The organism is Corallococcus sp. AB032C (assembly GCF_003668935.1).
GTDB lineage: Bacteria > Myxococcota > Myxococcia > Myxococcales > Myxococcaceae > Corallococcus > Corallococcus exiguus.
In genome coordinates, this window is sequence record NZ_RAWP01000003.1 from 169,446 (window position 1) to 191,420 (window position 21,975).

11 protein-coding genes are annotated in these 21,975 nt (G+C 71.6%); 8 read left to right on the forward strand and 3 right to left on the reverse strand.

All coding sequences use genetic code 11. The annotated features are described in order from the left end of the window. Positions 1-97 precede the first annotated feature (97 nt). On the reverse strand, positions 98-1,246 hold the full coding sequence (locus D7X99_RS02450; protein ID WP_121776288.1) for a hypothetical protein: 1,149 nt from the start codon (positions 1,244-1,246) through the stop codon (positions 98-100). Positions 1,247-1,596: 350 nt separating this feature from the next. Here D7X99_RS02450 and D7X99_RS02455 point away from each other — a divergent pair, with 350 nt between their 5' ends. The 3 genes from D7X99_RS02455 to D7X99_RS02465 all read left to right on the forward strand — a co-directional run bounded on the left by D7X99_RS02455 (position 1,597) and on the right by D7X99_RS02465 (position 4,849). Beyond that, positions 1,597-3,624 carry a YgiQ family radical SAM protein gene (locus tag D7X99_RS02455; protein ID WP_121776289.1) on the forward strand — a complete coding sequence of 676 codons (2,028 nt, stop codon included), beginning with the start codon at positions 1,597-1,599 and terminating at the stop codon, positions 3,622-3,624. Between the two features lie 86 nt (positions 3,625-3,710). Next, the gene (locus D7X99_RS02460; RefSeq protein WP_121776290.1) at positions 3,711-4,214 is read left to right on the forward strand and encodes a hypothetical protein; all 504 of its coding nucleotides are present in this window, start codon (positions 3,711-3,713) and stop codon (positions 4,212-4,214) included. Positions 4,215-4,417: 203 nt separating this feature from the next. After that, entirely contained in the window at positions 4,418-4,849 is a 432-nt protein-coding gene (locus D7X99_RS02465; RefSeq protein ID WP_147476006.1) for a hypothetical protein, read from the forward strand. Positions 4,850-4,857: 8 nt separating this feature from the next. Here the strand turns inward: D7X99_RS02465 and D7X99_RS02470 are convergent, their stop codons facing one another. Beyond that, positions 4,858-7,836, reverse strand: coding sequence for an ATP-binding protein (locus D7X99_RS02470; RefSeq protein ID WP_171805207.1), 2,979 nt, complete (start codon positions 7,834-7,836; stop codon positions 4,858-4,860). A 383-nt stretch (positions 7,837-8,219) separates the two neighbouring features. On the opposite strand from D7X99_RS02470, the gene D7X99_RS02475 reads away from it, so the two are divergent. The 4 genes from D7X99_RS02475 (at position 8,220) to D7X99_RS02490 (ending at position 16,990) form a co-directional block, all read left to right on the forward strand. Further along, the gene (locus tag D7X99_RS02475) at positions 8,220-9,200 is read left to right on the forward strand and encodes a ChaN family lipoprotein (RefSeq protein WP_121776293.1); all 981 of its coding nucleotides are present in this window, start codon (positions 8,220-8,222) and stop codon (positions 9,198-9,200) included. A 292-nt stretch (positions 9,201-9,492) separates the two neighbouring features. Further along, positions 9,493-10,677 (forward strand): hypothetical protein, encoded by a 1,185-nt coding sequence (locus D7X99_RS02480; protein WP_233613048.1) that lies wholly within the window; start codon positions 9,493-9,495, stop codon positions 10,675-10,677. Between the two features lie 184 nt (positions 10,678-10,861). Then, the gene (locus D7X99_RS02485) at positions 10,862-15,823 is read left to right on the forward strand and encodes a hypothetical protein (RefSeq protein ID WP_233613049.1); all 4,962 of its coding nucleotides are present in this window, start codon (positions 10,862-10,864) and stop codon (positions 15,821-15,823) included. Positions 15,824-15,889: 66 nt separating this feature from the next. Continuing rightward, positions 15,890-16,990, forward strand: a complete 1,101-nt coding sequence (locus D7X99_RS02490; protein ID WP_121776296.1) for an ADYC domain-containing protein — start codon at positions 15,890-15,892, stop codon at positions 16,988-16,990. A 1-nt stretch (position 16,991) separates the two neighbouring features. Here D7X99_RS02490 and D7X99_RS02495 read toward each other — a convergent pair whose 3' ends face one another. After that, entirely contained in the window at positions 16,992-17,924 is a 933-nt protein-coding gene (locus D7X99_RS02495; RefSeq protein ID WP_121776297.1) for a sigma-70 family RNA polymerase sigma factor, read from the reverse strand. A 125-nt stretch (positions 17,925-18,049) separates the two neighbouring features. Between D7X99_RS02495 and D7X99_RS44385 the strand changes: the two genes are divergently transcribed. Beyond that, positions 18,050-21,973 (forward strand): bifunctional serine/threonine-protein kinase/formylglycine-generating enzyme family protein, encoded by a 3,924-nt coding sequence (locus D7X99_RS44385; protein WP_121776298.1) that lies wholly within the window; start codon positions 18,050-18,052, stop codon positions 21,971-21,973. The last annotated feature ends 2 nt before the right edge of the window (positions 21,974-21,975 follow it).

The following is a 21,975-nucleotide window of genomic DNA, read 5'->3' on the forward strand; positions in this document are numbered from 1 at the left end:
CACCACCGGTGAAGCCCTCTCCTTCACGCACGACAGCCCGGGCCGCGCACACTCGCGGACCCGGGCCGTCATTCACCGCCTTGGACCTCCGCGGGGACTACAGCAGCGGGCAGAGCAGCCCGTTGCCGGTGCCCGCCGGGCAACCCTCGCCCTGGCAGTAGTTGGGCCCCAGGCCCACGGAGAGGATGCCCAGGGGGCTGGGCACCTTCACCTTGCAGGTGCCGAGGGTCGCGTTACCGGACGCGTCCGCCACCGAGTACACCATCGTGTAGACGCGGCCGTTGCCCAGCAGGCTGGACTCCGCGCGCAGCTGCGCGGACTTGCGGTCCGCGCTCAGCACGATGTCCTTGCACTTGAAGAGGGCCAGGCTGAACAGCGCGTCCTCGGACTCGTCCGACTCCACGCGGATGATGGAGGCCGACTGCTGCAGGTCCAGCGTCCCGCCGCAGGCGTCCGCCGCCGGCTGCGCGCAGTCCGCCAGCGTCACCGTCTTGTAGTCCGCGCCCAGGGTGCGGGCCAGCACCAGATTCTTGCTCGCCCCGGCCACCGGCGCCGTCGCGTCCACCACCGTCACCGTCGCGCTGCACGTGGCCGAGTCCATCCCGTCCGACACCGTGAGCGTCACCGGCGTCGTCCCCACCGGGTACTGGCCCGCCGGGCTGGCCGTGATGCTCAGCGGCTGCGGGAAGCCATCCGGATCATACGAGCCATTGTCGATGGACGCCGCCGCCGAGCACGACGCGTTGGCCGACACCGTCACGTTCTTGCAGAGCGCCACCGGCGCCTGGTTCACCAGACAGCCGCCGCCCGCCGCCAGCGTCAGCGTCGCCGTGTTGTTCTCCTCGCTGTCCTCCGGGAAGAAGTTGAACGCGTCCGCGACCACGAACAGCTTCTGTGCGCCCTCCGGGATCTGCACCGCCGTCTCGAACGCGTAGCGCTCCTTGCCCACCAGCCAGGGCACGTTCACCGTCGCCAGCAGCGTGCCGCCCTCGGCCGGGTCCCCCGCGTAGATGCCCGCCACCGACGGGTCGATGCCTGTCGGCGCCTCGTTGACGATGAAGCCCGTCACCGTCGCCACCTGGCCGTCGTCACACGTCACGCCCAGCCCGGACACCGCCAGGTCGATGCCCGTGTGCAGCGCTGCCTTGGACTGGCCCGGTGCCACGCCCTCCTCCAGGCTTTCGGTACCACAGCCACTCAGCATCAGCAGGGAGGCGAAGAACGACAGAGGACGGCGCAAGGACATGACTCTCTCCAATGAGAAGGGCGGTGCCGGGATGGGGGGAGCGGGCCTGATGCCAGACAATGACAGCCAGACCCGCGCCCCATTCTCTGCCATAAACGGATTTTTCTAGCAATACGGGCAATCTTGTACCCAGGCCCAGGTATACATAGACACCCCGTTGAAGCCCCAATGACCCCGCTGTCTGTCTTTGCGAGGAGTCGAGAAAGGGCGCACTCCGTGTCTGGGTTTGGACGACCTGACGGGTTGCCGGTCCCTCGGGGCACAGGAGGGCAGGCGGCCGTCGCAGTGGACAGCGCCCGCCCTGATGGGGTTGGTTGGGCCCTCCCCCGCTGTTGAGGGGACCCAAGCCCATGGCCTCCATCACCCCGCGCTACGCCCATCCGTTCCTCCCCGTCACCCGCGCCGACATGCAGGCCCGGGGGTGGGAGCAATGCGACATCATCATCGTGAGCGGCGACGCCTACGTGGACCACCCGGCCTTCGGGCCGGTGCTCATCGCGCGCTTCCTGGAGGGGCGGGGGTTCAAGGTGGGCATCATCCCCCAGCCGGACTGGCACTCGGCGGAGCCCTTCAAGGCGCTGGGGGCGCCCCGGCTCTTCTTCGGGGTGGCGGCGGGCAACCTGGACTCGATGCTCAACCGGCTGACGGCCCAGAAGAAGAACCGCTCGGAGGACCAGTACAGCCCGGGCGGGCGCACCAACTGCCGGCCGGACCGGGCCTCCATCGTCTACGCGCAGCGCTGCCGGGAGGCCTTCCCGGACGTGCCCGTCGTGCTGGGCGGCATCGAGGCCAGCCTGCGGCGCATCGCGCACTTCGACTACTGGAGCGAGAAGGTGCGCCGCTCCATCCTCTTCGACGCCAAGGCGGACCTGCTGGTGTTCGGCATGGGTGAGCGGCCCATCTGGGAGATCGCCGACCGGCTCAACCGGGGTGAGCGCATCGAGGACCTGAAGGACATCCGGGGCACCGCGCACCTCATCAACGACGCGGCGATGAAGGCCCTGGAGGCGGACCCGGCGAAGCGCGCGGCGGACCGCGACAAGGTGGTGGTGCTGCCCTCGTACGAAGAGGTGGTGGCGGACACGCGCGCCTTCGCGGTGATGAGCCGGGACTTCCAGATGGAGACCAACCCCGGCAACGCGCGCGCCATCGCGCAGCGCCACGGCAACCGCGCCATCTACATGAACCCGCCCGCCCGGCCGCTGGAGGACGGCGCCGGACAGAAGCCCGGGGACACGGCCACGGTGGCCATGGACGAGCTGTACGACCTGAAGCTCAACCGCGTGCCGCACCCCATGTACAAGGAGCCCATCCCCGCCTACGAGACGGTGAAGCACTCGGTGGTGCTGATGCGCGGGTGCTTTGGCGGCTGCACCTTCTGCTCCATCACGGAGCACGAGGGCCGCGTCATCCAGAGCCGCTCCGCGCAGAGCGTGCTGCGCGAGGTGCGCGAGGTGCGGCGCATGGGGGACTTCCGGGGGACGATCACCGACCTGGGTGGGCCCACGGCGAACATGTACAAGCTCAAGTGCAAGAGCGAGGACATCGAGAGCCGCTGCCGCAAGCTGTCCTGCGTGCACCCGGGCGTCTGCGAGAACCTCCAGACGGACCACGGGCCGCTCATCTCGCTGATGAAGCAGGTGCGCGAGGAGCCGGGCATCAAGCACGTCTTCATCGCGAGCGGCGTGCGGTACGACCTGGCGGAGCGCTCGCCGGAGTACGTGAAGGAGCTGGCGGCGCACCACGTGGGCGGCCAGCTGTCGGTGGCGCCGGAGCACGTGTCGCCGCGCGTGCTGGAGAAGATGAAGAAGCCCGGCATCGAGAGCTTCGAGCGCTTCCAGAACATGTTCGCGTGCGCCAGCGAGGACGCGGGCAAGGAGCAGTACGACATCGCCTACTTCATCAGCGGCCACCCCGGCTCCACGCTGGAGGACATGGTGATGCTGGCGCAGTGGCTGAAGGAGAAGGGCAAGCGGCCCCGCCAGGTGCAGGACTTCATCCCCACGCCCATGTCGGTGGCCACGGCCATGTATTACACGGGCCTGGACCCGCTGAAGATGGAGCCCGTGTACACGGCGAAGGGCCTGCGGGAGAAGCGGCTGCAGAAGGCGCTGCTGCTCTACTGGAACCCGGAGCACTGGCCGCTGGCACGCGAGGCGCTGAAGCTGGCCGGGCGCGAGGACCTGATTGGACGGGGGCCGAAGGCGCTGGTGCCGCCGGAGTCCGCCGCGGAGGCCTCGCGCTTGCGCCGAGCCTCGGAGAACGCGGAAGCCGGGGAGGGACTGGCGACGAACGCATGGCCCCGTCCGGTGCAGCCGCGTCCGTCGGGGGCTCGGGGTGGGGGCCGCACGCCACGTCCGGGCCCGCGCGGGCGGTAGGAGCCCCCTGACTTTCGTTCCGGGGGGAGGCTCGGGTATAGGTGCGCCGCCTTTTACGAGCGGCCACACCGCCGGAGCCCGACACCATGCCCAGGACTTCCCAGGAGCAGTCGCAGGAGCGTCATGCGTTCCTGCTCGACCTCTTCCGCAACCAGCCCGACCTGAGCCGCCAGGACGCCCTGGAGAGCTACAAGGACCGCTTCGGCGCCACCATCAACCTGCGCACCTTCAACGAGCTGCGCGAACAGGCGAAGAAGGAGCTGTCCTCGCAGCCCGCCGCTCCGGTCGCCGCCCCCAAGGAAGAGGAGCAGGACGTGGACGTGCAGGACGAGCGCGCCGAGGTGACGGCGGAGGACGCGGGGACGCTGCTGAAGGCCGCGGCGGCTCCGGAGCTGCACGCGGGTGCGGCGCCGGCGAAGAAGCCGAAGGCGAAGGGCCCGGGCGCACGCAACGTGTTCGTGGACGCGTCCGCGGAGCAGCTCCAGTTCCTGGAGCGCATCGTGCAGCAGCTCCAGGAGGCCGGTGCCGCCAACCTGCGCATCGACCACGCCACCGACCGGTGGATGGTGCTGGTGGTGGATTCCAAGTAGCGGACTCCCCGTAGTCAGACAGCCAATGCCTGCCACCCAAGGCCCGCCTCTCCTCCACGGAGAGTGCGGGCCTTGCTGCTTCAGGGCCGCCGCAAAGATATACCTAAAGCAGCAATTCGAGACTAGTTTGACATAGCACCAGAAGCCGACTATCCATTTTGTCTATGGATGCGCTCCCGCATTCACAGACTCAGGGGAAACCGATGACCCGTTCGATTCCTGCGCTGGCGTTGATGGTGAGTGGGTTGCTGTTCGGCTGTGGTGGGATGCCCGAGGAGGGCGAAACCCAGGAGCCGCAGGCCGGGTCGGAGGGCAATGTCTCCCAGAGCACGGTGACGACCATCACCGGCACTGGCGTGACCGTGGTGTACAACTCCGTCAACGACTCCTTCACGGTCCGGGACACCCTGGCGGATGGCCACTCCGCCGTGGCGCGCATCTACAACGGCAATACCGGGTCCACGACGTACTGCTGGAATTCCAATGGTGCGGGGACCTCCGCAGTTTGCGACCGAAGCTACCCGAACAACCCCCTGCTCAGGATCTCGGCATGCACGGGCGAAGCTGGGCCCGGCACGCTCGTCGCGTGCACCAGCGCCGTACCGGTCGACGCGTTCGCTCCCGAAGCGAAGTAACTCCGCGTTCAGGCCTGCGGTCCCGCCAGGGGCAGTGACACCGTGAAGGTGGCGCCGCCCCCTGGCGTCTCGGACAGGCCGACGCTGCCGCCGTGGGCCTCCACCACCTGGCGGGCGATCCACAATCCCAGGCCCAGCCCTCCGAAGTTGCGCACGGACACCGCGCGCTCGAAGCGCTGCCAGATGCGCTCCCGGTCCTCGGGGCGCACGCCCATGCCGTGGTCCACCACCATCAGGCGCGCGGACGGGCCCACCTGCTCCAGGTGCACCTCCACCGGCTTGCCTGGGCCGTACTTCAACGCGTTGGACAGCAGGCCCTGCACCACCTGCTCCAGGCGCGCCCGGTCGAACCGTCCCCGCACCGGGCCCGCGACGCGCAAGGTCACCTCGCAGCCCTCGCGGCACAGCTCCTCCCGCGCCTGGGCTACCTCCTCCTTCACCAACGCGGCGAGGTCCATGTCCTCCACCTTCAGGTGCACCGGACCCGACGACAGCAAAGACATGTCGAGCAGCGTCTCCACCACCGTGGCCAGACGATGCACCTGCCGCCGCGTGAACAGGAGCCGCTCGCCCAACCGGGCGTGCGCGTCCGGCCCCAGGCCCCGCTCGATGAGATCCAACTGGAGCCGGAAGCCCGCCAGCGGCGTCTTCAATTCGTGGCTCACCACCGACAGGAATTCGTCCCGCGCGCGGACCGCATCCTGCAACACCGCCTCTCTCGCCGACAGCTCCGCCACCTCCCTGCGCACCCGCGCCATCTCCAACTGGGTGCGCACCCGCGCCGCCAGCTCGCGCGCGGAGAAGGGCTTCACCAGATAGTCATCCGCGCCCGCCTCCAGTCCCTCCACCGAGGCCTCCTCACCCGCGCGCGCTGACAAGAGGACGAAGGGGATGGCCCGCAGCCGGGGATCCGCGCGCAGCTCGCGCAGCAGGCCGAAGCCGCCCAGGCGCGGCATCATCACGTCGCTCAACACCAGGTCGGGCGGGCGCGCGCGGATGGCCTGGAGCGCGGCGTAGCCGTCCTCCGCCGTCTCCACCGTCACCGACGCGTCCAACAGCCCCGTGATGTACGTGCGCAGGTCCGCGTTGTCGTCCACCACCAGCACCCTCGCGGACATGGGTGGCAGCAGCGGAGTGGCCCTCACTCCTTCCGACGTTCGCGCCCCATCCTCCGGGCCCGTCGGCGCCAGCCATCCGCGGATCTCCTCGACGTAGGCGGACGCGCTCCGCTCGACGGAGTGCGCGGGACCGCTCCCCTCGGGGACGAGCTGCTCGCGCGGCAGGTGGCCGCTGCCCAGGGGCACCGCGACACAGAAGGTCGTGCCCTGCCCCAGCACGCTCGTCACGCCCACCGTGCCGCCGTGCAGCTTCGTCAGCTCCTGCACCAGGCTCAGGCCAATGCCGCTGCCCTCGTGGCTGCGCGAACGGGCGTTCTCCACGCGGTGGAAGCGCTCGAAGATGTGCGGCAGCTCCGCCTCCGGGATGCCGCTGCCGGTGTCCCGGACCGTCAGCCGCGCCTCGCCGTCCTCGATGTGCAGCCGGACGTGGACGCCTCCCTCGAACGTGAACTTCATCGCGTTGGAGAGCAGGTTGAAGACGATCTTCTCCCACATCTCGCGGTCCACCCAGACGGGCTCTGTCAGCGGCGGCAGGTCGAGCGTGAGGGTGAGCTGGGCTCGCTTCGCGATGGACTCGAACTGGCTCACCAGCTCCGCGGTGAAGGCGGACAGGTCCGTGGGCTGGAAGGCCGCGCGCACGCGTCCGGCCTCCGCTCGGGTGAAGTCGAGCAGCGTGTTGACCAGCTTGAGCAGCCGGGTGGCATTGCGCTGCACCAGGGACAGCCGCTCCGCCAGACGCGGCGCCAGCGGCTCCGTCGGATCCGACAGCGCGTCCTCCACGGGCCCGAGCATCAGCGTCAGGGGCGTGCGGAACTCGTGGCTCACGTTGCTGAAGAAGGCCGTCTTGGCCCGGTCCAGCGCCGCGAGCCGCTCCATCCGCTCCACCGCCTCCTGCCGCGCGCGAGCGCTGGAGGCGGCCGTGGCCAGGGCCCCCGCCACCAGCTCCAGGAAGCCCCGGTATTCCCCAGCGGGGTTCAGGAAGGGGCTCAGACCCACCACCAGGAAGCCCAGGTCGCGGTCCCCTTCCGCGTGCGGAAGCGGCAGCACCAGGGCGGGCCTGGGCGACTCCGCGACCTCCGACGGCAGCGGTGCTTCAAGCCACCCATTCACGTCGCCCACCTGCCAGGCCTGGCGCGTGCCCACCACCGGAGCCAGGAGCCCTCCCGCGGGCCCTCCGTCCTCCTGCGCGCGCAGGTCGAGGTGCGCGGGCACCGCCGCGCTCCGTGCGCCCATGCCGGTGGAGCCCACGAGCGAGGCCCTCGCCCCGTCCGCGTCCGTGACGTAGAGCCACGTGAAGGGCAGGTCGGCGGGGTTCTCCGCCAGGGCCTCCAGGCCGGCACGGCACGCCTCCTCCACGGAGCCCGCGCCACCTGCGCGCTGGGTGAGGAGGTGCAGCGTGCGCAAACGCCGCTGCCCCAGGACCTGCCCCGTCGTCTCCAAGGCCGGCGTGTAGAAGCCCACCACCTTGCCGTCGTCATCCAGCACCGGCGTGTAGGACCAGGTGAAATAGGCCTCCTCGGCGGAGCCACCCCGCTGGATGGGCAGCGACTGGCTCTCCGCCCAGTTCGCCTGCCGGGTGCGCTCCAGCTCGTCGAACATGCGGCCAAGCGGGTGCCACAGCTCCGGGAAGACGTCGCGCAGCGGCCCCAGTGCATGGTCCGGGTGCTTGGCGCCCATGATGGGAATGCCCGCGTCGTTGTAGAGCTGCACGCGCTCCGGTCCCCAGTAGATGAACATGGGGAAGCGCGTCGTCAGGCACATGCTCACCAGGGTGCGCAGCGTCGGCGGCCATGACGCGATGGGCCCCAGCGGCGTCCCGGACCAGTCCCGCTCCAGGATGAGCCGCCCCATCACGCTGCCGCCGCGCAACGACTCCAGCCATCCCTCGGGGCGCGGCGCGGCCCCCGCGGCTCCGGCCAGCTGCGGCGCGCTCTGTTCGTTCGGCGGACGGCTCAGGGGAGGCTCGAGGAGTGCGGGACGCGTGGACGAGGTGACCTGATGATGTGGACGTAGCCAGCCGCTCTCCCCACTTCAACGCCGGAGTCCGCCAGAAGGCCCTTTCCGTCGCCTAGCGAGCAGGGCCTCTCAGCCGGGGAACCTTGAACCTGCCCACCCCTTCTCCATGGGGGCAGGCGGGCCTGCCGCGAGTGAGCCTCCTGCGGATGCAGGGCAAGGCCACTCTTGTGTCCGGGAGCGGAGGCGCCGCCGCTTTCAGACGGACAATCCCCGCGCGGTCTGGGTGAGATGGCGGGATGACGCGAATCCCTTTTGGCCTCGTCCTCGCGCTGTCCCTGGGTTGCGCCAGCAGGCAGCAGCCGTCCCCTCCTCCCGCGCGGGAGTGGGCCACGACGCTGTACCGGGACCACCCGCTGGTGGGACGCATCTGGGACGTGGCGGGAAGCCGCTTCGTGGACGAGAGCGCCCTGCGCGCGACGGTGGTGCCCGCGCGCTTCGTGCTCCTGGGCGAACGGCACGACCACCCGGACCATCACCGGCTCCAGGCGGAGCTGGTGCGCGCCAGGACGGACTCCGGCCAGCGTCCCGCGCTCGCCTTCGAGATGCTGGACGTCACGCAGCAGCCCGCCGTGGACGCGGCGCTGAAGGCCTGGCCGGAGGACGTGGAGGGACTGGCGAAGGCGGTGGGCTGGGAGCGCAGCGGCTGGCCCGCCTTCAGCCTCTACGCGCCGGTGTTCGCCGCAGGCCTCCAGGCGCACCTGCCCATCGTCGCCGCCAACCTGCCCCGCGCACAGGTGCGGGCGCTGGTGATGAAGGGACCGGAGGCGCTTCCTTCCGACCTGCGCTCACGCCTGGGGCTGGAGGCGCCCGTGCCCGAAGCGGAGGCGAAGGCGGTGCGTGAGGAGTTGGACCGCTCGCACTGCGGACAGCTTCCCCAGGAGATGCTGGAGCCCATGGCGCTGGCACAGCGGGCGCGCGACGCGATGATGGCGGACCGGCTGCTGGAGACCGTGCCCGCGGACGGCGCGGTCCTCATCACCGGCAACGGCCACGTCCGGAAGGACCGAGGCGTCCCCGCGCACCTGGAGCGCCGCGTGAAGGACGTCACCGTACTGAGCGTGGCGCTGCTGGAGGTGTCACCGGAGGCGCTGAACCCCCAGGACTACGCGGCCGCCGTGGGTGCCACCACCCTGCCCTACGACTACGTGTGGTTCACGCCAGCCATGCCGGAGGACGACCCGTGCAAGGCGTTGCGGGAGCGCAACAAGAAGCCCTAGCACCGCGAGTGTCAGACCCGGATGGTACGTGAAATGGCGGCACCCGATGCCGCCACTGCAATTGATTCGTTTCACATTCGTACCCATCGAGACCGGAGACACTCCAGGAGTGAAACTCCTGAAGGGTGATTCCATCCCATACGCAACGGATTTCACGACAACAACAGTCGCGCCGCAATGTCGAATTGAACTGTCAATTCAAGACACCCTCACGTAATCAATAGCGCATCCGGGCTCCCCGGATCGGCTGTCCCCCCCCTGACAGCCTGAACCACCATCCAAGAGAATGACAATGACGACTCGAAGCCTCGGGTTTCGTGCGTGGCGTTGGAGCGCGGTGCTTTCCTTGGCGCTGACGGGCTGTGCCGTGGAGCCTCAGCCGCAGGAGCAAGCCCCCGACCAGGAAGAGCAGGCGAAGGTCCTGGAAGCGCAGGCGCATGAGCTCACCCCACCCGCTGGGTGTAGCGAGATCACCATGGGCGCGCTGTCGAACGGCGTCCAACTGACGCCGGTGATGTACGGCGGTCAGCCGACCTATCAGGGCACGTTCAACGGCCTGGGAGACCCGGCGCTGAAGGACACGGCGTTCGTCCGGCTGGACGTGAACACGGCGACGGGCGTGCATGACCTGACGGCCGGCGGCGCCAACACCTTCACCTGCGAGCAGTGCGTCTACGGCTATCAGGACGCGGGCACGACGGGCCAGAAGCTGTTCGTGGCGGACACCGGCGCCCTGTTGCTGGCGCTCAAGGTGTCGCCGCAGCAGTCGGTGGGCGTGCTCTACAACGTGACGCTGCGTGAGTCGGTGAACGCGGCGCCACTCAGCGCGCCCTACAAGGGCAGCGCGGTGGTCCCGGGTGGCGAGTGCAAGTGGATCCGCTTCGCGACCTGGAACACCCTGCGTCCCATGGGCTGCGACCCGCGCGAGGGCTCGTGGACGGCGAACGTGCCGGGTCACACCTGCGTGGCGGACAACTACTTCGCGGATGACGGCACGCTGGAGAAGTCGCAGGGCACGGGCACGCAGGGCGCGGCCTGCACGCGCACGCCCGCGGCGGACGCCAACCACCCGGCGACGACGGACTGCGCGCAGGGCTTCGCGTGCTCCGACCTGTTCACGGATGACCGGCAGTGCCTGAAGACGTGCGACCCGATGGCGGCGGTCCCCGGCTGCCCCACGGGTACGGTCTGCGGCGTCTACGGCACGTGCATCGAGCAGTCGGTCCTGGAGCCCCTCGGCTTCGACTTCGACCCCGCCCTGATTGGTGAGACGTGCACCAAGACCTACGCCGAGTTCTGCGGCACGGAAGGGGCGCGCGGCGCGTGCGTCAGCCTGAACGGCCAGACGAAGTGCCAGCCCTACACCCGCGCCCGGTCGGAGTGCGGTCCGGGCGAGGAGCTGGGCTTCATCAACTACCCGCTGTCCGGTGGCGGCTACGACCGCACCACCGGCTGGTGCTACCACGACGGTCTGTAGTCCCGGCGTGGGGGGAGCCCGGCCGTGGAGGCCATGGCCGGGCTCCCTGAAGTGACAGTGTCTCCAGGGACGGCACTCCGGGTGGAGGCGGTCCGGTATGCTGACGCACATGCTCTGTCTTGCCTGTACGGAACCGCGTGCGCCGGACTCCGGGCCTCTGTGCCCGGAGTGCGGTGCCGCCCTCGTGCCCGCCGCCGGGCGGCACCTGGATGACTTCGTGCTGGCGCGGATGCGACGGCGCATCGAGCACTGGCGCTTCGACGGGCTGGTGGATCCAGCCACGGCGGACCGGCTGGAGTCCTCGCTCGCGGCGCCTGTTGAAGCGGTCGCGAGCATTCCAGAGGTTCCCCCGCTTGAGGCCGTGGTGGTTCCGGTGGAACCGGCGCTCGACTCCGCGGCGCGCGTGGAGGCCTGGGCGGATGACGTGGCCGGTTCGCTGCGTCGCGCGGGCGGGTGGCGTCCGGGGTGGTTGGCCTCGCTCGCGAACTCGCTGGATGAGACGGCGCGGGCGGAGCGGGAACAGGCGGCGCGGCGGCGGGTGGTGGCGCAGAAGGACGGCGAGTCCTCCAGCGAGGAGGACCTGGGTTCGGCGCTGGGGTCCGGGCAGGCGTTGTTCGGCCGGGGGCACCTGGACTCACTGGGCGGCAGTGGCCTGGAGGCGGTCATCGCGCTCGATGAGGGCGACAACCCTCCCCGCCTCCACGAGTACATCTGGTGGTTCCTCGGCGCGGTGCTCGTGCTGGGCGGCTCGCTCATGGGCGTCCGCGAGGCGTGGCGGGCGCTGGGTGGCGTGCCCCGGCAACTCATCGTCACGGGCGCGCTGCTGGGCTACCACGCGGCCTTCATCGGGCTGGGTACGTTCCTGGCGCGGCGCTCGCGGTCGGCGGGGCGCGTGCTCGCGAGCATCGGGCTCGCGTTGCTGCCGGTGGTGTTCATCGCGCTGTCGGCCCTGGTGGCGCTGAATCCCACGGTGGGCGTTCCCACTGCGTTCGGTGTCGCCGCCATCGCGCTCCTGCCGCTGCGGGCCGCGGGGCGGCTGTGGCGCGGGGCTTCCGCCACGTCCTTCGCGGTGGCGCTGTTCCCGTCGCTCCTGGCGGGGCTCCCGCTGATGGGTTGGGGCGACGCACCCTGGCTGCGTGCGCTGTGCGCGTTCGCAGGCGTGGTGGCGTTGGGAGCTTCGGTGTGGCGGGCGCGGGCGGGCACGGCTTCGTTCGCCGGGGTCGGCGCCGCGCTGTACGGCGCGCTCTGGCTGGCGGTCTTCTGCGTGGCGAGCGGCCCCTCCGGATTCGATGCGCTGGAGCCGGGGGCGCCCCTGTTCGCGGGGCTCGTGCTGTGGGCGGTGGCGCTGGGCGCGGTGGTGGCGGCGGGAGCGTCCTCGGATGCTGTCCGGGCGGCCCATCCCCGCGCGGCCCCGGTGTTCGAGACGCTGGCTCACGCGGTGGTCGCAAGCGGCGCGCTCGCGGGGGCGCTCGGCGCCTTCTCGGTCTTCCCGGGCGAGGACACCTGGGTGGATACGGCATCCGTCTGCGCTCCCGTGCTGGCCTCGCTCATCTTCTTCCTGTTGGAGTTCCGCCGCCGGGCCCTGGTGCATCCGGCCGTCATGGCGGCGCTGCTCGCGGGGGCGTTGGTCGCGCGCGTGCAGGCACCGGATTCTCCGGCGTGGTGGTGCTTCGGCGTCGCGGCGGTGGCGGCCGGGTTGATTCTCCTGGCGCGCGTGACGTTCTCCGCTGTCGTGCGCAACCGGATGCTCGCGTGGGGTGTCGTCGTCTCGCTGGCGACGATGCCCGCGTTCTCCGTGCTGGCGTGGACGCAGGGGACGAACGCGCCCTGGCCCCAGGCGTACACGGGTGCGGTCATCGCGTTCGCGGCCCACTTCGCGGGGCGGTGGCGGTGGCGGGGCCTCCACTACCTGGGCGGTGTCGCGTTGCTCTTCGGGGCGCGCTCCGCAGTGGACGGGACTCCGTGGCTCGCGTCCAGCGCGGCGGACCTGGGCGTCTTCGCGCTCGCGGCGGTGCTCTATGGCCTGGCTGGGCTCGCACAGTCCGCGTGGATGGAGCGCCAGGGTCTGCGGGACGCGTTCCGGCCCCTGGAGGACCTGTCGCTGGTCATCGCCGCGCTCGGGGTGGCTCGGGCGCTGGGGGTCGCGCCCGTGTTGCCGGATGCGCTCTCGGGTATCGCGGTGCCCTTCTCGACGGTGCTTGCCTGCGTGCCCACGGCGGTGGCCACGGTGGTGCTGCTGCTTCGCGTCCGGCGCGAGGGCAGCCGGCTCGTCGGCTTCATGGCGGCCATGGGGCTCGCGCTCACGGTGTCGCAGGGACTGGGCACGGTCTCCGACTTCACCTCGGCGCGGGCCGCTCTCGTGGCGGCGGGCCTGGGCTTCGGCTTCGCGCTGTTCGCGATGCTTCGCGGCCAGGGTCTCGACAAGGTGAAGGGCCGGCGGCTGCTGGACGTCTTCCCCTTGCCGTTCGGCGCTCGGGGACGGCCGCTGTTCACGGATGGCTTCGCGGGCGCCGCGCTCGTGCAGGCGGTGCTCGCGGTCATCACGCTCGTCAACTGGATCGCCCTGCCGGACAGCGCCGAGCGTCCGGTGGCCCTGCTCGCGGGCGTGCTGCTCACGGCGGGCGCGCTCCTGGCGTTCGTGTCACGTGGCTTCGTGGCGTTCCAGCTGCGGGGTTCGGTGGTGACGCTCGCACTGAGCGGCGGGTTCATCGCGCTCACCGGGGCCGTCAATCGCGCGGGCCGGCCGCTCCCGCCCGACGTGTCGGCATGGCGCCTGCCCCTCATCGGCATCGCGCTGTGGTTCCTGGCGCTGGGCCTGCGGCGCGTGGGGCCGTGGGTGGCGCAGCGACTGGAGAAACCCAGGCACGGGCCGCTGTACCACGCGGTGCCGCACCTGGGCGTGGCCGTGCTGGCCGTGCTGCTCCTGAAGTCCGCGCTCGTCGTGGGCCTGCCGGCTCCGTCACGCGCGCTGGGCCTGGTGCCGCCGCTCCTGGTGCTGGGGCCGGCGCTGCTCACGGTCCTGCTCGCGGCCTCGTTCCGCTCGCGGGTCCTGGCGCATTGGGGGCTCCTGCTGGGGCTTCCCGGCGCCGCGCTCTGGGCCGCGCAGCTTTCGTTGCTCGGGAGCCCGCTGGCGGCCCTGCTGCCTCCCGACGGGCAGTGGATCCGCGCCACGGCGGTGGACAGCGTCAGCCCGTCACTGGACTGGCTGCACCCTGCGGCCTGGATGCCTCCGGGCAGCAGCGAGTTCCTCCTGTGGCAGCAGGCGTTTGCCGGCATCGCCGCAGCCGGGCTCGTCTACGCGGTGCTCGCGGTCGCGGTGGCCCGGATGGACGCGGCCCGTGCGTTCTTCCGGCGGCTGCTGTCCCTGCGCACCGATGACACCTCGGGGCCCTTCCTCCCGGCCCTGCGCCGGGAGACCCTCACGGCCGTGGGGCTCGTGGTGGCGGCGGCCTTCCTCCAGCCCGGCCTGGTCTCGGCGCAGCTCGTCCTCGCCATCGGGGCCGTGCTCTTCGTGGGCGGTGCGCGCGGACCGGGGCGCAGCGTCCTGGGGTTGGGCCTGCTGCTGCTCGTGCATGCCCGTGCCCATCTGGCGCCGAACATCGAAACGTGGCCGGGGCCGACGCTCGCGATGCTGGGGCTCGCGGTGGTGGTCGTGGCTCCGTGGCTCGCGAAGCGGCGGGGGTACGACGTGGGCCGCACGCGGCTGCGCGCCCATCTGGCCGTGATGCCCTGCTTCATCGTGGCGATGCTGTACGCACTGGCTGTGACAGGAGTCACGTCCCCGACGATGGCTGTTCCCGTCCTCCTGTCGCGGACACTCGGAGGGCTGGGCGGAACGTGGATGGTCTCCGCCGCACTGCCCCTGACGCTGGGGCTCCTCTCGGCGGCGCTCCTCGTGGCGGCCTTCCAGTGGCGCGGGGCGCTCTCCGGGTTCATCGCGGGGCTCGGGACGATGGTCGCCGGAGGCGCCGTCGTCTCGATGGGGATGGTGTTCCTCGCGCAGGCCAGGGCCCCCTGGAGCCCGGCGTACCTGTCCCTCTTCACCCGGTCCGGCGCGGCGCTGGCGCTGGCCGCCGCGGGGAGCGCGCTGGCCCTCCACGTCGCTCGACGCGTGACGTCCCGCCGCCGGAGCGACGTCGCGGGAGGCATGGGCTGGGGCCGCGACCTGTGGCTGATGGCGAGCGCGGCGCTGCTCGCGGCCGTCGCCGTGGGAGGCCAGGCCTCCGAGGACGTGCTGCCCGTGGCGCTGGCGGCCATCGGGTTGGCCGTGGGCGTGTCCCTGCATGCCGCGTGGCGCGAGCACACGGGCCGCCATGTCTACTTCGTGCAGATGGCGGTGGTGGGCGTCTACGCGCTGGTGCGCGGGCTGTACGCGCAGGGCCTCCGCCCCGAGCATGACGCCCTCTTCGCGCTGTCGCTGGGCTTCGTCCTCGTGGGCGTGACGGTGCTGGCGCGCAGGGCGGGCGTGCGTCCCGTGGAGCAGGCGACGCGGCGGTTCGCGGCGCTCCTACCCATCGCGGTGGCGCTCATCCTCCCCCGCGACGCGACGGGCGACGCCGCCCTGCTCGCCGGAGGCTCCGGCCTGCTGTACGCGGCGCTGGGCGCGGTGGAGCGCAGCCGGATGTTTGGCGCGTTCGCCGCGGCGGCCTGCAACCTGGCGCTGCTCATCGCCGCGCTCGCGTTCGGCCTGGAGGGACTGGAGATCTACCTGGCGCCGCTCGGGCTGCTGCTCCTGATGATGGGACAGCTCTTCACGTCCAGCCTCCCGCACGCGGCTCGCAACGCGGTGCGCATCCTGGGCGGACTGCTGCTCTATGTGCCCGCGGCGGCGAAGCTGACGGCCAGCATGGGCCAGTCCGAGGATGGCACGTATGCGATTGTCTTCGGCGCTGTCTGTCTTCTGGGGGTGGCCGTGGGCATGGCCCTGCGCATCCGCGCCTACCTGGCGCTGGGGACGCTGTTCCTGCTCCTGGACGTGGTGGCCAACCTGCTCGACGCGGGCCTGCGGGACCACCGCATCGGCTTCCTGGTGATGACGCTCACGGGCCTCACCATCGTCACCGGGCGCGTGATGGCGACCTTGAAGCGCCAGGAGTGGGACCTGCTGCTGCGGCGCGTGCGTGTCCAGCTGCGGGGCTGGGACTGACAGCCCCGTGCGGGGGGCGGACGGATTCCGTGCATCGATTTATGACCCGGGGTCTCATCGGAAGCGATGAACGCGTCCTTCCGACCCCTGCCGGTGTGTCTGTTCCTGCTCCTGTCCGCGCAAGGACAGGCGGCGCCGCCCGCCGCCGCCCCGAAGCCCGGGCCCGCCCGGTCCGTGAGCGGCCCGACCGACGCCGAGCGTTACGCGCGCCGGTGCCAATCCCAGACGACCCAGCGCATCGCCCGGCCCCAGGGCACGATGCTGTGGGGAACCAAGCGCGGCTGGGATCCGGAGAAGCAGACGGAGGAGCGCACCAGCGTGCTCGTCTCCGTGGCGCTGGACGCTCCCCGGCAGGCCGAGGCCGGGGTGACGGGCCTGCGCTTCGAAAATGGCCGGCTGTGGGCGGTCCCCCCACCGGAGACCCGGGCGACGGTGAGCGATGTGGTGGGCACCGTGCTCCAGGGCACCGCCAGCGACGGCAAGCCCGTGGAGGTGGCCATCTGCGGCGCGGAGCCCGCGGCGGATGACCCGACCCGCGTCTTCTACCGCATCGAAGCGTGGAACCCCGTGGCGCGCGAATGGGAGAACCCCTGCGTCGCGCTGGACCGCTCTCCCGCGCCTCGGGCGCTGGCGGTGGGCGGCGTGTGGGACGCGAGCGGCGCCCACGCCGACGCGGCGGACCGGGTCACCTTCGCGTGTGAGAACGGCGCCATCTCCAAGTGCATCCTCTGGGGCTACGCGCCCTGGGCCTCACGGGACGGGAAGTCGCTGGCCGGCCTCCACCAGGCGTGCACGCGGCTGGCCCGCGCGGACTACTGCGGCAACGGCCGGAGCCACACGCGCCAGGACACCACCATCGACATCTACGACCGGATGGGCGTGCTGGAGCGCGCGACGGAAGTCACACGGGAGTGGGACCCGGCGAAGGGGTCCTTCGAAGCAGCCTGGGCACCCGACGGCGCCACCTGCCTCTCCCGCACCCGCGACGGCCGCGCGCTGGACGTCATCCTCCAGGAGTGCCCCGGCCGGTTCCAGGCGAACACGGGTGACGCACGCGACGAGGGAGAGGTGTGCACGGTGAGCCGCGGCGACGTGAAGCCCGGGGCCACGCTGCTGCGCAACCTGTCCTATGGCCCTCCGAAAGCGGAGCCCGCGCGCGTGCAGTAGCTCAGCCTTCCGACGAGGGCTCGCGCTTCTCGTCGAGGAGCTGGCTGAGGGTCAGGTCCAGTTGGCTGTCCACGAAGGCGATGAAGCTCTGGAAGTCCTCCGTGGAGAGGCCCAGCTGTTCCTGCAGGCGGCGCCGGGTCTCCGTGTAGACCTGCTGCTGCACCCGCTTCAGCCAGCGGGAGATGGTGGACTGGTTGACGCGGAAGAGCGGCGCCATTTCATACGTGGAGAGCCGGTCGGCGAAGTGGAGGCGGAGCAGATGGCGGTCCTCGGCCGACAGCGTGGCGGCGGCTTCCCGCACGGCCTGACGGAAGGCCGCGTGATGGCGGCGCTTCATCACGTCCAGCTCCGGATCCAGTCCCTGCGCGGGCAGAGCCTTGAACAGCTCCTCCGCGTCGTCACCCGTGGAAGGCTTCTCCTGCCCACGCAGCTTGTTGGTGATGCGGCTGGCGATGACGACCACCCAGCTCAAGAGGCCGCCACGCCCCGTGTAGTCCGCGATGGCGGGCGCGTGGCCCGCGTTGGCCACCAGGAGCTTCACGCCCACGCGCTGGCGGACCTCGTCGATCATCGAGTCGGGTTGGCGGAGGCTTCGCAGCCGCTCCGGCAGCCGGGCCAGGTACTGGCGTTCGAAGGCCTCCAGCGCGACGGAGTGGCCCTGGAGGCACGCGCACGCCAGGTACAGCTCCGGCAGGGACAGGGCGGAGACGAGCGGCGCGACTGGCGCGGTGGGGCTCGCCGGGGGGATCCGCTCCGCGACGTGGGTCACGAAGCGCGCGGCGGGGAGCGAAACGCCCGGCCAGCGGGCCTGCGCGTCCTCCCAGGCGCGCATCAGCAGGGCGTCGAGTGCCGCGAGCTCTTCCGGCGAGGGGGCCACGAAGCGCGTCTTCGTGTGCGAGAGGAAGGTCGTGGCCAGTGCGGACACCTGGGACATGGCAACGCAATACCATGCCGCGCCCCGACCCGCCGCCCACGCGCGTCTCGCGCACGGTGCGGGATGTCGTGTCCGCGTGTGTCATTGAACGCCGCACGCCGCGTGGCTAGCGTGGAGGCGACTCCGTGAGCGCGCCCCCTTCCAGCTGTCTGACCGACGACATCCTGGTCCAGCTCCTGGAGGATCAGCTGACGGACGAGGCGCTGGCGCAGGTGCACCGCCACGCCGCGGGGTGCAACGAGTGCCGGAGCATGCTGGCCACGCTCACGCCCGGCATCCAGCGCTCGTCCGTGGAGGACCCGGAGCCCTCCGACGCGCGGGAGACGGACCTGCTGCCGCCGCCGGAGCCCTGGACGCCGCCGCCGTCGTTCGATGCGTTCCGCCTGGAGCGCCCGCTGGGCCGGGGCGGGATGGGCATCGTCTACCTGGCGCACGACACGTCGCTGGACCGGCGCGTGGCGGTGAAGTTCATGGCGGCGACGCAGCCGGATGAACGCTTCCGCGACCTGTTCACCACGGAGGCCCGGGCGCTCGCGCGGTTGCAACACACGAACATCGTCAGCGTGTTCAGCGTGGGCGCGGTGGACGGCCACCCGTACATCGTCTCCGAGTACGTCGTCGGCGAGACGCTCGCGGAGCTGCCCCTGCCGGTGCCGTGGCGCCGGGTGCTGTCCCTGGGCGTGGGCCTGGCGCGGGGGTTGGCTGCGGCGCACCGCCAGGGCGTCCTGCACCGCGACCTCAAGCCCTCCAACGCGCTCGTCACGCGCGAGGGCGAGGTGAAGCTGCTCGACTTCGGCCTCGCCGAGCGCGTCGAGGTGGGCGCGGAGCTGGCCTCGGGCTCGCCGCTGCTCGTGGGCACCCTGCCCTACCTGGCGCCGGAGGTGCTCACGGGAGGCCCGGCGTCCGCCCGCAGCGACCTGTATGCGCTGGGCCTCATCCTCCATGAGCTGTGCACGGGTCAGGTGCCCCGCCGCGCCTCGCGAAGGCCCGAGGACACCCCGACCCGCGCAGCGCTGGGCACGGAGGTGGACCCCGACTTCGCCGCCCTCATCCAGCGCTGTCTCGCGGTGGATCCGCTGGAGCGCTTCGGTTCGGCGGAGGCGCTGAGCGAATCCCTGGAGCAGTTGGAGCGCTCCATCGCGCCCGCGCCGCTGGCGGCCGGCAATCCCTATCGAGGGCTCGCGCCGTTCGCGGCCGAGCACCGGGCGCTCTTCTTCGGACGCGAGGGCGACATCCGCGCCGTGCTGGAGCGCCTGCGCACGCGGCCGCTGGTGCTCGTCGCTGGCGACTCCGGGACGGGCAAGTCCTCGCTGTGCCGCGCGGGCGTGCTGCCCCGGGTGGCGGCCGGAGACCTGGGCGACGGACGCGAGCCGCAGGTCGTCACGCTGTGGCCCGGCCATCGCCCGCTCGAAGCGCTGGCGGCGGCGCTCGCGCCGGTGCTGGGGCGCAGGGAGGCGGAGCTCGTCACCGCCCTCACGGACACGCCGGCCTGGCTGGGACAGGCGCTGCGCGAGACGCATGGACGCGGGCGGGGCCTGCTGCTCTTCGTCGACCAGTTGGAGGAGCTGCTCACCCTCGCCGACCCTGGCCAGGCGGCGCACTTCGCCCGCCTCCTGGGAGAGCTGGCCCTGCCGTCGCCCGGAGTGCACGTGCTGCTGGCGGTGCGGGGCGACTTCCTCACGCGCCTGTGCGCGCTCCCGGGCCTGGGGGAAGAGGCGGAGCGGGCGCTCTACATCCTCCGGCCCCTGTCGCCGGAGTGCGTGCGCGAGGCCATCATCGGCCCGGCCCGTGCGCGGGGCGTGGCCTTCGAGTCGCCAGAGCTGGTGCAGACGCTCGTCGACTCCACGGCGCATGGAGTGGGCAGCCTCCCGCTGCTCCAGTTCGCGCTCGCCGAGCTGTGGGAGCGCCGCGACGCCACCCGGGGCCGCATCACGCGCTCGGCGCTGGAGGCGATGGGCGGCGTGGCCGGAGCGCTGTCCCGGCATGCGGACGGCGTGCTCGCGCGCATGAGCTCCGCGGAGCATGCGGCGGCGAGGCGGCTGTTGCTCCAGCTGGTGACGGCGGAGGGCACGCGCATCGAGCGCAGCGCGGAGGACCTCGCGGACGCCTCGGATGACATCTCCCGCGCGGCGCTGCGTGTGCTCGTCGAAGGCCGGCTGTTGCATACGCGCACGGTGAGCGACCTGCCGCGCTGGGAGATTGCCCACGAGTCGCTCATCGCGAGCTGGGGCACGCTGCGCGACTGGCTGGACGACGACATCGGGCACCGCGTGCTGCGCAAGCGCGTGGAGGCGGCCAGCGCGGAGTGGGACCGCCTGCGCCGCTCCAGCGAGGCCCTCTGGGGTCAGCGCCAGTTGGATGAGGTGCGGGTGCTGGAGCCCACCACCCTGGGCGCCCGGGAGCGGGCCTTCCTCCGGGCGTCCCACCGGGCCGTGCGCCGCGCGCGTTGGGGACGGGGCCTCACCGCGCTCGTGCTCGCGCTCGCCGTCCTCGCGTCCTACGTCGGCCTCCGGCTCCAGGCGTACCTGGAGGACTCGCGCTTCATCGCCGCGGAGCTGGGCACCGCGAAGGAAGCGCTGGCCTCGGGCCGCACCCTCGCCGCGAGGGCGCTCGCGAACCGCGTGGAGTCGCTGGCCATGTTCGACGGCCGGCCCCCCTCCTCGCTGGGCCCGGAGACCGCGACGGATGCCACGGGCCTGCGCAGCGCCGCGGAGAAGCGCTGGACGGAGACGCTCGCCCTGCGCGACCAGGCGGAGGCCGCCTTCACCCGCGCCAGCCGGAGCCTGGAGCGAGGCCTGGACCGCGACCGCCACCATCTCGACACGCGCCGGCTCATCGCGCAGGTCCTGGCCGAGCGCGTCCTCCTCGCGGAAGCGTTCCACCAGCGCCACGAGCGCGACGCGTGGCTCCAGCGCCTGGAGCAGGAGGTGGACTCAGCGAAGGAGGGCGAGGCCTCCCTGCGGCGGTTCCGCGAGCCCGCGGAGCTGATGTTCGAAAGCACTCCACCAGGGGCCCGCGTGTCCATCACGCGCGTACTCCGAAGCGACGGGCCGTTCCGCCGCGAAGCCGCTCAGGACACCGGAGGCTCACGCTTCGTCCTCCCGGAAGGTTCCTACCTGCTCCACGTCACGCAGCCGGGACGGGTGCCCCTGGACGTTCCGGTGTTCCTCACGCACGGCGAGCGTGAAGCCTTGCGCCTCACGCTCCCCACCCAGGTGCCCGAAGGCTACGTCTACATCCCGCCGGGCTGCTTCTTGCTGGGCAGCGCCGAGCCGGAGGTGGTGCGCCGCTTCACCTTCAGCCCGCCCATGCATCGCTACTGCCTCACCGGCGGCTATCTGGTGGGCCGCGACGAGGTGACGTTCGGAGACTGGCTGACCTACCTGGAAGACCTGCCACCGGACGCGCCCGCGAGGCGAATCCTCGAACAGCCGCACTTCGGCGACGGGGGCACCATCACGCTGCGGTGGCGGCAGGGCACGGGCTGGGTCTTCACCTTCCACCGCACCCGCGAGGAGTTCCGCACCGCGAAGGAAGGCGAGCCCCTGCTCTACGCGGAGCGCACGCGGCACGCGAGCGTCGACTGGAAGCAACTGCCGCTGTCCGGCGTCTCCGCGCAGGACCTGGAGGGCTACTTCTACTGGCTCCACCGGACGAAGCGGCTGCCGGGAGCGCGCCTGTGCGGCCAGCATGAATGGGAGTACGCGGCCCGGGGAGCGGACGGCCGCCGCTATCCGCACGGCGACCAGCTCCAGCCCGACGACGCCAACATCGACGCGACGTATGACCGGCGGCCGTTGGCCTTCGGGCCGGACGCGGTGGGAACGCATCCCGCGTCGGTGAGCCCGTTCGGCCTGCGGGACATGGCGGGCAACGCCTACGAGCTCACGCGCTCCGTGACGCCCGAGTTCGGCAGCGTCGTGCTCCGGGGAGGCTCCTGGTATTACGACTCGTTCGTCGCGGCGAGCGCCGACCTGTCCCCCGGTGACGCGACCGCGCGGGACGTCCGCATCGGCGTGCGCGCCTGTGCTTCGTTCGACCCGCGCTGAAA

Coding starts and splice junctions, on each gene's coding strand:
- D7X99_RS02450 (WP_121776288.1), bottom strand. CDS start 1,246: ATGTCCTTGCGCCGTCCTCTGTCGTTCTTCGCCTCCCTGCTGATGCTG.
- D7X99_RS02490 (WP_121776296.1), top strand. CDS start 15,890: ATGAACGCGTCCTTCCGACCCCTGCCGGTGTGTCTGTTCCTGCTCCTG.
- D7X99_RS02480 (WP_233613048.1), top strand. CDS start 9,493: ATGACGACTCGAAGCCTCGGGTTTCGTGCGTGGCGTTGGAGCGCGGTG.
- D7X99_RS02460 (WP_121776290.1), top strand. CDS start 3,711: ATGCCCAGGACTTCCCAGGAGCAGTCGCAGGAGCGTCATGCGTTCCTG.
- D7X99_RS02475 (WP_121776293.1), top strand. CDS start 8,220: ATGACGCGAATCCCTTTTGGCCTCGTCCTCGCGCTGTCCCTGGGTTGC.
- D7X99_RS02455 (WP_121776289.1), top strand. CDS start 1,597: ATGGCCTCCATCACCCCGCGCTACGCCCATCCGTTCCTCCCCGTCACC.
- D7X99_RS02465 (WP_147476006.1), top strand. CDS start 4,418: ATGACCCGTTCGATTCCTGCGCTGGCGTTGATGGTGAGTGGGTTGCTG.
- D7X99_RS02495 (WP_121776297.1), bottom strand. CDS start 17,924: ATGTCCCAGGTGTCCGCACTGGCCACGACCTTCCTCTCGCACACGAAG.